Raw genomic sequence first — 13,334 nt, forward strand, 5'->3', positions numbered from 1 at the left:
CGTCTCGCGATCGATGGTGCGCACCGCGAGCCACGAGGACAGCGGCGCCAGATCGATGGTTCGGTTCAGCCTGCCGGGCGGGCCTGCCGCGAACAGCTGAATCTCGGGCGGGGCGCCGGAGAGACCGGTCATGATCGGCGTCAGGCTGGCGCGGATATCGGCCTGGTCGGCGGGAATGTCGTAGCCGCCGGAGACGATGGCGCGGGCGTTCTTCGCTTCCAGCGCGGTCGCGCCGACGCGCAGGCGGCCGTCGCGGATGGTGAACGGGATCTGCGCCGAGGTCACAGCGATCGAGCCTGCCGACAGAGCGGGCTCGACCAGCTGCCGCAGCCGATTGTCGTCGGCGACCTGGCCGCCGTCGCTGGCACGGATCGCGATCTCAAAGGCACGCGGATTGAGGCCGGCGATTTCGGCCGCATCGAGCGTCACGGTGCCGTTGCCCGCGAGCGCACCGGTGAGAGCCTCGACGCTGCGGCCCTGGCTGGTCAGCGCCATCTGCACCGAGGCGCGTCCCTTTGGCAGCGACAGATCGCGATAGCGCAGCGTGGTCGCATCGACGTTGCGAAGCTCGATGCGGGTATTCACCGTCAGGCCACTCGCGCCATTGCGGGCATCGAGACTTGCCGACATCTCGCCGCCGCCGACATTGCCCTTGAGCGCATCGAACGCGAGCGACTGGCCGTCGCTGCGGATCGTGCCGCCGACGGGGCGCAGCTCGATGCCACCGGGCAGCGTGCCGCGCAGCGCCTGGAAGGCGATGCGGCCGCGCCATCCACTGACGAGCCCCGGACCCAGCGGCTCGCCGGACTCGCGGCCGGCCGCACCGATCGCCATCGCGAGCGCCGGGGCAAGATCGAGCGTATCGAGACCCACCTCGCCATCGACGCTCTTCTCCTGATCGAGCGATACCGTCAGATGGCCGCGCAGATGCGAGCCGGCCGCGCTGCTGTCGAGGTCGTCGAAGGTGAGCCGGTTGCCTGACAGCCCGACTCGAGCGGACAGGCTGACGTTCTGCGTGGATTTGTCGGCCGCACCGGTCCCGAGCAGCGGTGCCAGATTGACGCTGCGGACGCGCAGATTCGCGCTGCCCTTGGATGCCGACCAGTCGAAGGTGCCCTGGGCGTCCGCATCCAGACCGCCGCCGCCGAGCTTCGCGCTCAATTGCAGCGGCTTCTGCCACGTGCCCGTCACCTTGCCTTCGAACTGCGAAGCCCCGTCGCTTGCGGCGACGATGCGATCCAGGCCGAGCAATGCCAGCAGCGCTCCAGCCTGCGGCGCCGACACCTTCGAATCGAGTGTGAAGTCGCTGTTGCGCAGGCGGTCGATGTCGATACCGCTGACGGCGGCCACGGCCATCTGCGCCGCCAGCGTCGCGCTTGCCTTGAGCTGCGGCGCGTCGAGATCGAACACGACGCGCGCGTTGCTGCGATCGGCATGATCGGCGTTCTTGTCGAGGCTGAGGTCGAGCTTGAGGCGGGTCGCGCCCGGCAGTGCCGGGATGGCATCGAAGCGCGCGCGCACCGCAGGCGCAAACGGCTCGATCAGCGCCGTGAGCTCGCGCAGCGAATTCGCCGACGATTTGAGCGCGAGCTTACCGGTGGCGTTCCTGCGATCGAAACTGCCGTTCGCCTCCGTGGTCACACCGCCGGCCTGGCCGAACCGCAACTGCTCCAGCGAGAGCGCCGCCAAACCATAGCCGAGCTTTGCCGCGAACGGCCGCAGCTCCTGTCCGGCCGAGATGGCGCGGCCGATATCGAGCGACAGCTTTGCCTCTTCCGGCCATTCGCCTTGCGGCCCCGCGAGCGCGCGCACGAACCCTGCGGCGGCATCGAGGTCGAGACGGTCGGCCTTGAGCTCGGCATCGATGCGCGAGCCCTTGCTCGCGCCTGTTTGCACGAAGGCGATGCGGCCTTCCACCGCGCCGCCGTCGATCTCGGCCTTCAGCCGCTCGATGGCGAGATGGTTGGCGGCGATGGTGACTTCGCCTGCAAGGCGCAGCGGCCGCGTGCTGCGGCGGTTGACCTCGCTGCGGCCCTGAAGCCAGGCCACCAGCGTATCAGGGTCGGACGATTCGATACTGAGGCGGCCGCTGAAACTGTCGGCGCCGGGCGTTGCGCCGTTGAGCGAGAGCTGCGTCATGCCGGGAGCGCGCAGCTCGAGCCGCCGAAAGGTCCAGGATCGTCCGTCGGTCTGAAGCTCGGCGGTGATGTTCTGGAGCGGACGGCCGCCGAGCATGATCTGGTCGGAGTTGAACTCGATCTGCGCCGGGATCGGCGCCTGCGGAATCGCGGCGAGCCCTGCCCGCAGCGCCGGCAGGACGCGCTGCGGATCGGCATCGTCCTTCGCATTATCCTTGGCGGTCAGCTTGTCCGCATCGACCTGGCGCGCCGACAGCACCGCGCGCAAGAGCGGCGAGGCGCCGAATTTGAGGTCGCCGACGCCGCCGAATTTCAGCGCGGCGTCCTCGGAGCCGAAGCTGGCATCGATCTGCTCGAATTTGGCACCGGCCGGATCGGCCTTGAGCCTGGTCGTGAGCTTCCAGGGCATCGGCCCCGCCTCGCCCGCCTTCCTGGTCGCGGGGACCGCGAGCGTCAGCGTGCCGTCGAATTTCGGCAGGCGGTTGTCGAAGGCGAGCACGCCGTCGAGATCGGCGAGAATGGCGCGCTCGCCCGGGTCGATGTTGAGGTGAAGGCGGGTGGCGTTGCCGTCGGCGCTCGGGCCGGAGGAAATGCGGAAGGGGTAGCGAACCCCGCTGGCGCTGAAACTGCCCTCGCCGCGGACCGCGCCGGCCAGCGAGCGCACGTCACCGGCGAAGGCGATGTCGCTCAGCTCCAGCGTCGAACGGCTGGCGGCATCATGCAGCGCGATGCGACCGGTGAGATTGAGCCGCTCGATGGCGAGCGAGGCGAGATTGAAGGTGCCGCTCGCGATGGACGGCAGATCGACCCGCCCGCGGGCATCCAGTCCGACATCGACGGCCATGCCGCCCACCGACAGCTCGGTGGCGCGCCATTCGCCGCGCATCAGGGAGCCGAGGCTGAACTCGACGTCGAGCTTGTCGGCGCGCAGGCGGCCGAGATCGTTGTTGCCGCCGAAGGTGACCGACCGCAGCCGCAGCGTCGGCGCCGGCAGGAGCCGCGCGTCGAGCTCGCCCGCCACCCGCACCGGGACGCCGATGATCCTGGTCGCCTCCGCCTCGAACTGGGGCCGAAACTGGTTCCAGTCGATGTAGTACGGCCCGATCAGCGCGGCCAGCAGCGCAATGATGAAGGCAATCGCCAATCCGAGCAGCGTCGTCTGCACGGGTCTCCCCTCGGCCAAACCGGCACCCGGGCCAAACCTTGACCCCCGCAAACCCTGGCCTTGAGGCTTCAGGCGCGCCGGAACAGCCCCTTATATAGGGGGAAGTGTGGCGAAGTCACAGCGACTGTTGCGCGCGGAGGTTAACGCGAGCGCGCCCTCACCAGCTCGCCGGCAGCCGCGTCAACCCGCGCAGCACGAAGGTCGGCCGCCATTGCGGATTTTCGACGTCGTCGATGCGCAGATCCGGCAGCCGGCGCAGCAGCGTCGCGATGGCGATCTCGGCCTCGATGCGCGCCAATTGGGCCCCCAGGCAGAAATGGATGCCGCCGCCGAACGACAGCGGCTTGACGTTCTGGCGGGTCACGTCCAGCCGGTCGGGCCTGTCGGGGTAGACCGCGGGATCGCGGTTGGCCGAGCCCAGCAGGCAGAGCACGGTCTCGCCCTTGGGGATCCTGACGCCGTCGAGATCGTCGATGTCCTCCAGCGCGACGCGGCCCGTCATCTGCACCGAGGAATCGTAGCGCAGGAATTCCTCGATCGCGCCCGGCATCAGCTCGGGCCGCGCCTTCAGGAGCGCGAGCTGGTCCGGGTTGCGATGCAGCGCCAGCAGGCCGTTGCCGATCAGATTGACGGTGGTCTCGTGGCCGGCGCCGAACAACAGGATGATGTTGGCGGTCAGCTCCTCGTTGGTGAGCTTGTTGCCGTCCTCCTCGGCCTGCACCAGCTGGGTGATGAGATCGTCGCCGGGATTTTTGCGGCGCAGCTCGAACAGCTGCTGGAAGTACATCTCGGCCATGAGGTTGCCCTCGTTGCCCTTCCTGATCTCCTCCGGAGAAAGCGGCACGGGATCGAGCAGCCGCCCGCCGTCGCGCGAGCTCTTGTAGAAGGTCTCGCGGTGCTCCTCGGGAATGCCGAGCATGTCGCAGATGATGGTCACCGGCAGGCGGAAGGCGAAATCCTCGATCAGGTCCATGTGGCCGCGCTCGATCACGGCATCGATGGTCTGGTCGACGATCTCTTGGATGCGCGGGCGCATGTCCTCGACGCGGCGCGCGGTGAAGGCCTTCACGACCAGACCGCGCAGGCGGGTGTGGTCGGGCGGATCGGCCTGCAGCATCCAGTGGCCCATGCTGCGGAACACCGGCTCGTCCATGATCTTGTCGCCGTAGCGGCGCTTGGAGCGCTCGACGAAGTCCTTGCCGAAACGCTTGTCGCGCAGCACGAGGCTGACATCGGCGTGACGGCTGGTGACGAACTGGCCGAACGGCGTCAGGTGGACCGGATCGAGCGTGCGTAGCCGCTCGTAATGCGGATAGGGATCGCGGATGAAATCCGGCGATAGCGGGTTGAACAACGGCTTGCCGCCAGCGGGTTGCACTTGCTCGTTCATGGTGACCTCAATCCGGTTGCCGCATGACACGAATACGCCGGGCAGCCCCTGTTGCGCAGCGTAACCATCCCTGGAATTATCAACTCGATACATTGTTGTATCGAGTTGCATTCTGCCCTAAGCTGCGCCGATGTCAAGGGTGAGAACCAGGCCGACCAGGGACGATACGCGCGACAAGCTGTTCGAGGCCGCCGCGCGCGTGTTCGAGGCGGACGGCATCGGCGGCGCCAGCATCGAGGCGATCGCGGCCGCGGCGGGGTTCACCCGCGGCGCGTTCTATTCCAACTTCAAGAGCAAGGACGAACTGATCATCGCCATGCTCGAGGACCATGTCGAGCAGTCGATCCGGCGCAACATGGATATCCTTGCCCAGCACGACAATCTCGACGATTTCATCGCGGCGCTGAAGACGATGGACCGCAGCAGGCAGGATCCGCTCGGCCGCTCGCCGCTGCTGCACATGGAGATGATCCTGTTCGTTGCGCGCGCCGAGAAGCGCCGGCCGGACCTGGCAAAACGCCTGCGCGCGCGGCGCAAGCTGGTCGCCGACATCATCGAGGCGACGTTGAAGAGCAACGGCAAGAACAGCGCGCTGAACCCGCCCTGGATGGCCTCGGTGGTGCTCGCGCTGGAAGACGGCTTTCGCCTGCATCGGCTGATCGATCCCGAGACGACGCCGGCCGACAGCTTCCTGCGCGCGATCACGGATTTGCGGCGCAGGACGGGGCTGGCGGGAGGGTAGGACAGAACGGCTGAGCTTACGGGCTACAGCGCGAGAGCCGACTTCACCGGGCCTGCTACGCTGACGACTAATCGATCGGCTTGTCCTTGGATACGATCTAGTTGCGTCGCCACGATTCGACCAGGGCTGCGAGCCTGTCGTCCAGCTTCTCATCAGCCTCGGCGACGCTTGCGTCATAGCCCAGCCAATACTTGCCAACCAACGCGTGGTGTCTGCAGGGTTTCTCGTCGTCGAGCCGACACACGACAAGCCGCGTGAGCTCTCCGTCAGAATTCTGGCGTGCGAAGTAATGCTGGACTCGCGTGGGCCCGACGGGTCGCGCCGTATCGGTCAGGTCGAACGATTGATACCCGAGTCGATCCGGACCCGGGCGCATTTCGGTCCGGTACTTGCGCCAATTCTTCAAGTCGAAATCAGCAGCGCCTTCCTCGCTTGGCAGGACCCGAAGCTGCTGAATCCGACTGCAGTCCGCATCGCCGCGCGCTTTGAGATTGGGCAAGCAGAGTGCTGCAGAGAAGCCATTCTCCTTCGAGACTTCGACGACGGATGCGCCGGGGCCAGTGGGGATGTATTGCCAAGGTACGAAGAAGACCTCCGAACCGACATGCCGCACGAAATATTCCGGGCCGGGCTTGACGAAGGCGCGAGCCAGCGGGGTACCGACAAGGATCGCGCTCCAAATCGCAATGACCAACACCGACGCAATGGCTCGGAACTTCAAGGCAATTGCGATCGACGATGCCACGGCAGCAAAGCCGCCAGCGGCAAAGACGAGCTTGGAAGCTTCGAGATCAAATGCGTCCAACGTTGCCTGCGGATGGGCCGGGAAATAGGTCGTGCTGATGCCCGCTCTCACGGTGATGACGAAGCATATTGGGATTGACACCGCAAAGAAGACCCAGCCGATGACGACGAACGTCTTGGCGCGCCCCAGAAGAATTCCCACGATCCCCATTGCACAACCTAAGACTGAAGATTGATTGCTACAATCTTAGCAGCAAAGGCCAGCTGATGGCTACCGTTGGCGGCACTCACGCCCAAGCGCTACGCCGACCGCCTCACCGCAGCGCTTGCCGCCGCCGCCACATCCAGCCGGCTGAGCATCGCCCTCGCCTGCTCGGCGCAGTGCTCGATCAGCCAGCGCTCGAAGGCGACGGGAGGAAGTGCGGGGGCGTAGAGGAAGCCCTGGACGACGTCGCAGCCGAGCTCGGCCAGCGTCTTGCGCTGGCCCTCGGTTTCGACGCCTTCGGCGACCACGGTCATGCCGAGGCCCTGGCCGACGCGCACCACCGCAGTGGCGATCGCCAGCGCGCCGGCGTCGCGCTCGATGTCGCGCATAAAACTGCGGTCGATCTTGAGCTCGCGGATCGGCAGATGCGCGAGCCGGCTGAGGCTCGAATAGCCGGTGCCGAAATCGTCGACCGAGAGGCCGACGCCGAGCTCGCGGATCGCGTTCATGGTCTCAAGCGCGGCGGCGCCGTCCTGCATGAACGTGCCTTCCGTGATCTCGAGCATCAGGGCATCCGACGGCAACTCGTATTCGGCGAGGATGTCCTTGAGCCGCGCCGCGAGCGCGACGCTGCGGAAATTGATCGGCGACAGATTCACCGACACGCTGGGAATGTTGAGCCCGGCGCGGCGCCAGCTCGCCATCTGCCGGCAGGCTTCGCGCACCGACCACAGGCCGATGTGCTCGATCAGGCCGCATTCCTCGGCAAGCGGAATGAACTTTGCCGGCGAGACGTCGCCGAGCACGGCATCGCGCCAGCGCGCCAGCGCCTCGACGCCGTGGATCGCGCCGTCGCAGCTGCGGATCTGCGGCTGGTAGCTGAGGCTCAGCGCGCCCTCCGCGACGGCGCGGCGGAGCGCCGCGATCAGCGCCAGCCGCTGCTCGGCCAAGCTGTTCATCTCCGCGCTGAACAGGCGGTGGGTCGAGCGTCCGGCCTGCTTGGCCATGTACATGGCAGCGTCGGCCTGCTGCATCAAAGTGTCGATGTCCGTGGCGTGATCGGGATAGAGGCTGATGCCGATGCTGGCCGACATCGGCATCAGCCTCGATCCAAGCCGCAAGGGTGCGGCCAGCGCTTCGGTGATCCTCGCGGCCAGGCGCTCGGCGGATTGCGCGTTGCGCTGCGGCAGCAGGATGACGAATTCGTCGCCGCCGAGCCGCCCCAGCATGTCGTCTGGCCCGATCTGCTCGCGCAGGCGCTGCGCGAGCTGGACCAGCAGCTCGTCGCCGGCGGCATGGCCCAGCACGTGTCGTTGACGTCCTTGAAATGATCGACGTCGAGGAACGCGAGCGCGACATGGCTGCCGGTCGGACAGGCATCAATCGCGGTGGTGATCAGGTGCCGCAGCTGCGCGCGGTTCGGCAGCCCGGTGAGGATGTCGTGATAGGCGAGCCGCGCGATCTCGGCGCGCGCTTCCTTGCGCTCGATGGCGAAGGCTGCAAGATCGACGCAGGCCTCGACGATGCGCCGGTGCCAATTGCTGGGCGCGCGCGGCTCCCGATAGTAGAAGGCGAAGGTCGCGATGACGCGGCCATCCTTGGCCTTGACTGGCGTCGACCAGCACGCACGCAGGCCGATCGCGAGCGGCATGGCCTTGTAGGGTTGCCAGCGCGGATCGGTGTCGAGATCGGTCGCAAGCACGGGTTCGCCGTAAAAGGCCGCAGTGCCGCAGGAGCCGACATCGGGACCAATGCCCACCCCGTCCAGCGCACGGGAATAATCCTCGGGCAAGCTGGGGCCGCCGAGCGGATGAATCAGTCCGGCGGCGTCGACGTGGAGCAGCGAACAGACGACGTCGGGCGCGATTTCCTCGACGCGGCGGCAGAGCCGGTCGGCGATCTCGCCGATCGGCACCTCGTCGGCGAGCGCGCCCATGATGAGTTGCTGGAGCGAGCGCAGCTGCCTGGTCTCAGTGATGTCCTCGAGCAGCGCGAAGATGTACTTGACCCGGCCCTTGCCGTCGCGAAAGGCATCGATCCGGGCGCAGACCCAGATTTCCTCGCCGTCCTTGGTATAGATCAGGACCTCGGCTTCGCCGCCCGGACCACCCTTGGTGAGACTCCGTACGATCCGCGTCAGGGCCCGGCGGTTGGTGTGGCGACCGGCCAGCAGATCGGTCGCCCGCCGTCCCTTCGCCTCGGCGGCGGAATAGCCGAACAGCGAGGTGAAGGCCGCATTGGTGTAGCGGATCCCGAGTACGGTGTCGGTGATGAGCACGGCGCGGTTGGTCTGGTCCGAGACGGCGTCTTGGAGCGCGATCCGCGCACGGCGTTCCGCTTCAACGGTGACGTCGCGCGCGAACACGGCGTGATGAGTCGCGCCGCCATTTGCAACGGACGCAAGAGAGATCGCCGCCCGGATCCGGCTGCTGTCACGACGGATGAGGCTGATCTCGTCGCGGAACTCCGCGATCGGCTCAGCGTGAAGGCACCTCAGGTTGAGAATTTCGGCATCACGGCCGAGCACGTCGGCGCGCGCGAGCTTCCAGATCCGCTCGGCACCGGCGTTGAAATGAACGATGCGGCGTGCGCTGTCGACGATGACGATGGCATCGTCGGCGTGCTCGAGCGCAGCCAGCAGAACGTCCGGCATTTCCGTAAGGCAATCGGAGGCAGACATCATTCGAACCGGAGAGAATGACGGGAAGAAAGCGGTAGTGGCCCGACGCTAACGCTCCGATGGTGTCCAAGACGTTTTTTGCAATCCGGGTTGCGTTCTCCAAGCTGCCACGTGCTTAACGTTCGGCGAAACAAACGCGGGCAATGCCGCAAGTCTGGAACTACTGGGCGCTTCGACCCTGGATCTCGTGCAGCCGTCCGGCCACCGCCCGCACCTTGCCCGGCGCCGCCTGCCAGATCGAGAGCGCCGACAAGCCGCTCACGATCACCGCGATGCCGAAGGCGAGCGTGTAATCGCCGGTGCGATCGTAGAGAAGGCCGGTCACCCAGGGACCGGCGGCGCCGCCCGCCAGCGCAGCCAGCATGATCGTACCGAAGATGCTGCCCTGGTGCCTGCCCTGGAAGATCTCGAACACCACCGCGCCCATGATCGAGGTGAGGCCGTAGCCGAGCGCGCCTTGGGTGAACACCATGAGATAGATCAGCCACAATGACGGCGAGAATTTCAACGCCATCAGCGCGGCGAAGCAGATCGCAAAGCCCGCACAGCTGATCGCCCAAACCCATTCTCGCCCGATCCGGTCGGAGACATGGCCGAGCAATATCTGGCCGGGAATGCCGAGCAGGCTGACGATGCCGAGCGCCCACACGGCGACGCCAGAGCTGAAGCCGATGTCGAGCAGGAATTTGGTCTGGTGAACCTGCACCGCGTACCAGATGTACAGGCCGCAGAAATAGCCGAGCGCGATCCACCAGAACCGCGCCGTCGTAACGGCGCGCCTCAGCGTCCATTCGGTGCCGGCCCAGACGGGATCGACGATGTTGGAGACGGCTTTGGCAGCGCCCTCGACCGGCGCTGCATCGCCGTCCGGCTGAAGGCCCATGTCCTCGGGCCGCTTGCGCAGCAACAGATTGATCGGCGCCAGCACGATCAGGACCATCAGCCCCATCGCGGTGCAGGCGGTGCGCCAGCCGGTCTGCTCGATCATGTGCTGCACCCATGGCAGCAGCGTCACCGAGCCGATGCCGACGCCGGCGAAGGCGATGCCGATGGCGAAGCCGCGCTTGCGGATGAACCAGTTCGGCAGGAACAGCGATTGGCCGGAATAACCGAGACATACCGAGCCGGCGCCGACCATGACGCCGATGGTCACGTAGAGATGCCAGGGCGCGCTGGTGAGCGGGGCGAGCAGCAGCCCGCCGCCCATCAGCACGACACCGAGCTCCATCACCGCGCGCGGGCCGGCGCGATCCATCAGGCGGCCGATCAGCGGGCTTGCGACGCCCGAGGCCACGAAGCCGAAGGAGAAGGCGCCCGCCGTGACGCCGCGCTCCCAGCCGAATTCGGAGATGATCGGCGGGAAGAACAACGAAAAAGCGGTGCGCGCGTTGACGCCGATGGCCATGGTGACGAAGGTCACGGCGACCACGACCCAGCCATAGAAGAACGGAAGCCGCATGTTTGTGTGTTTCATTCCCTGGACGATCCTACCGATCATCCGGGGGGACCCGGGTCAAGCACTTTTCATGCATGCCTCGTGAGCAGGAGCCCGATCACGTTTGAGAGGCGCGTCTCTGCGGCCATCCTTCGAGACGCCCGCTTCGCGGTCTCCTCAGGATGAGGTCCTGATCCGCGGCAAGATCCTAGACCCTCATGGTGAGGAGCCCGCGAACGCGGGCGTCTCGAACCATGAAGGCCGAGCGCTCAGGCGGCGTCGAGGCGTGACGATTTCGCCGGTGCGTCGAACAGGATCCGCTCGATCGGCTGCGGGCGGCCGAACAGATAGCCTTGCGCGAAATTGACGCCGAGCGCCTTCAGCCGCTCATATTCTTCTCGCGTCTCGACGCCTTCGGCGGTGACCGACATGTCCAGCCCGCGTGCCAGCGTCACGATCGCGGAGATGATGGCGGAGCTGCGCGGCTGCTGCGTGAGATTGCGGATGAACGTCTTGTCGATCTTGATCTTGTCGAACGGGAACGCGGTGAGATAGCTGAGCGAGGAATAGCCGGTGCCGAAATCGTCAAGCGCGAGCTCGATGCCGATGCCCTTGAGCCGCTCCAGGAAGGCGTGGTTCTCGCCGCCGCGCTCCAGCAACACGGATTCCGTGATCTCGATCTCGAGCCGATGCGGCGGCAGTCCGGAATCCGCAAGGGCCGCGCAGATCACCTCGAACAGATCGGGCTCCTTGAACTGGATCGGCGACAGGTTCACGGCGACCGCGAGCTCGGAGGGCCAGCCTGCGGCGTCCGCGCAGGCGCGCCGCAGCACGAATTCGCCGAGCGGCACGACCAGCCCGGTTTCCTCTGCGAGCGCAATGAACTGGTCCGGCGGGATCAGGCCGCGCGTCGGATGCCGCCAGCGCACCAGCGCCTCGAAGCCGCGCTGCGCGCCGGTGAGGGCGTCGATGAACGGCTGATAGTGCACTTCGAGCTGGCAGCGCGCGATGGCGTCGCGCAGATCGCCCTCCAGCGTATTGCGCGCCTCGAGCTCGACCGACATCGCCTCGTCATAGATGGTGAAGCAGTTGCGGCCTGCCGATTTCGAGCGGTAGAGCGCAAGGTCCGCCTTCTTCAACAGCTGCTCCTGGTCGCGGCCGTGATCCGGCGCGATCGCAATGCCGATGCTGGTGCCGATCTCGACGCGATGGCCGGGCAGCGGGAACGGCTCGGCCACCAGCTTGGCGATCCGCCCCGCGAGCTCGGTCGAGCAGGTGCGCTGATCCTCGCAAGCCTCCTGGATGATGGCGAACTCGTCGCCGCCGAGCCGCGCCAGCACGTCGCCGGCGCGCAGGGCGGATTTCAGCCGCTGCGCCACCTGACGCAGCAGCGCATCGCCGGCGCCGTGACCGAGGGAATCGTTGACGTTCTTGAAGCGGTCGAGATCCAGCATCAGGATCGAGAAGGTCGGCCCGCCCTCCGCCAGCCGGCCATTGAGCTCGTCGAGCCGGGCAAGGAAGAAGGCGCGGTTCGGTAAGCCAGTCAGGATGTCGGTCTGGGCAAGTTCGAGCACGCGCCGGTTTGCCAGCGACAGCCGGCGCGAATTCCGGCTCGCGAGCATGAGATAGGTCGACAGCGACAGCGTCAGCAGCATGCCGACGATCAGGACCGTGGCGGCGCGGTCATAGGATGTCTCCAGCGGACCGCCGGCCGTCGGCATCGCGCGAACCTGCCAATCGGTGTCGCCGATCTTGAGGATGCCCGACCAGTGCAGGGCGCGTGCGACGTCGCGCATCGACTGCGGTGCCGTGGCCGCCGACGAATAGTCGGGCTGAATTTGCTCCAGGCTGACGACCCGCCCCGTGAAGGGCGGGTAGACGTTCACGCTGACGGCGGGGCTTGCGCCGGTGGTGACGCGAATGGACTGGACCAGCAGCGGCAGGTCGAAGATGCCGACGACGTAGCCGGCGAGATTGCGCCGCCGGTCGGCGACCGTCTCGCGCGTGGTTCCTTTGGCGTAGACGGGAATGACGACGAGGACGTCCGGCAGCCGGCCGCCTTCCCTCGGCTCGTACAGGCGGGTGCGAATGGCGGTAACCCGGTCGTTGTCGCGCGCGCGTTCGAGGATCGCGCGGCGCTCCGGCACGGTCGCGTAATCCATGCCGTAGACCGAGGATGTCTTCGGCTGGGTCGAGTAGAAAACCGGAAAATACTCGTCGCTCTGTGGCGCTACGGCGAAGCTCTCGCCCTGGAGCGACTTGATGCGATAGCCGGACACGCCGTCGGTGATCGCCGCGGCTTCGTATTCGGCGCGCTCCTTGCGGTTGACGCGCGGCAGCCAGCCGATGCGCAGCATGCCGGGATGACGCTCGAACAGGCGGACGCTGAAGGTCTCGAATTCGCTGCGGGTGATTTCCTCGTTCGTCGATTCGAACAGCGTGCGCAGCGCGAGAAGCCTGGATATGTATTCGTTCATGCCGTTCTGCATGACGATCGCCTGGGTCTCGGCCGCGTTCTCGAACTCGATCTTGTTGACGCGGTTTTCCCATCGCGCCACGGCAGCCGCCCCTACGACCGAGAACAACAGACCAACACCGACCGCGACGAGCGCAGGACGATGGAGCCGGAGCAGCGGCGAGGCACGCCACCATCCGGTCACACGTCTCCGATCCTGATCGTTCTGATCGCGACCGCCCATCTTGATCTTGATCCGCATATCCCCGTTGCGCGGCAGCCAGAACTTCTGGTTGAACCAACGCCGGGACTATCGGACAGGGATCGCGGTTAAGAACTGCACAATTTCGGAACCCCAGTGTTCCGCATCACGCGGCTTA

The 13,334-nt window shown here is 66.4% G+C and carries 6 protein-coding genes and 1 pseudogene; 1 reads left to right on the top strand and 6 read right to left on the bottom strand.

Translation table 11 applies throughout. The features are described 5' to 3' along the window. Together SE91_RS23935 and SE91_RS23940 are read right to left on the bottom strand one after the other, a co-directional pair. A partial coding sequence (locus SE91_RS23935) for an AsmA-like C-terminal region-containing protein (RefSeq protein WP_061849357.1) occupies positions 1-3,303 on the bottom strand: 3,303 nt, incomplete at its 3' end. A 157-nt stretch (positions 3,304-3,460) separates the two neighbouring features. Beyond that, positions 3,461-4,693 carry a cytochrome P450 gene (locus tag SE91_RS23940; protein WP_061849358.1) on the bottom strand — a complete coding sequence of 411 codons (1,233 nt, stop codon included), beginning with the start codon at positions 4,691-4,693 and terminating at the stop codon, positions 3,461-3,463. Positions 4,694-4,823: 130 nt separating this feature from the next. Between SE91_RS23940 and SE91_RS23945 the strand changes: the two genes are divergently transcribed. After that, positions 4,824-5,435, top strand: coding sequence for a TetR/AcrR family transcriptional regulator (locus SE91_RS23945; protein WP_061849359.1), 612 nt, complete (start codon positions 4,824-4,826; stop codon positions 5,433-5,435). Between the two features lie 97 nt (positions 5,436-5,532). On the opposite strand, the gene SE91_RS23950 is transcribed toward SE91_RS23945, so the two are convergent. From SE91_RS23950 to SE91_RS23965, 4 genes and pseudogenes are all read right to left on the bottom strand, one after another. Beyond that, positions 5,533-6,390: a hypothetical protein gene (locus tag SE91_RS23950; protein WP_061849360.1), complete on the bottom strand. Its 858-nt coding sequence runs from the start codon at positions 6,388-6,390 to the stop codon at positions 5,533-5,535. Positions 6,391-6,479: 89 nt separating this feature from the next. Beyond that, a pseudogene (locus SE91_RS23955) lies at positions 6,480-9,064 on the bottom strand (EAL domain-containing protein). A gap of 160 nt (positions 9,065-9,224) precedes the next feature. Further along, complete coding sequence (locus SE91_RS23960; protein ID WP_060735222.1) at positions 9,225-10,523, bottom strand: MFS transporter; 1,299 nt, start codon at positions 10,521-10,523, stop codon at positions 9,225-9,227. Positions 10,524-10,768: 245 nt separating this feature from the next. After that, entirely contained in the window at positions 10,769-13,198 is a 2,430-nt protein-coding gene (locus tag SE91_RS23965) for a bifunctional diguanylate cyclase/phosphodiesterase (protein ID WP_061851276.1), read from the bottom strand. Positions 13,199-13,334: the final 136 nt, after the last annotated feature.

Source organism: Bradyrhizobium sp. DOA1 (assembly GCF_001593325.1).
Classification (GTDB): Bacteria; Pseudomonadota; Alphaproteobacteria; order Rhizobiales; family Xanthobacteraceae; genus Bradyrhizobium.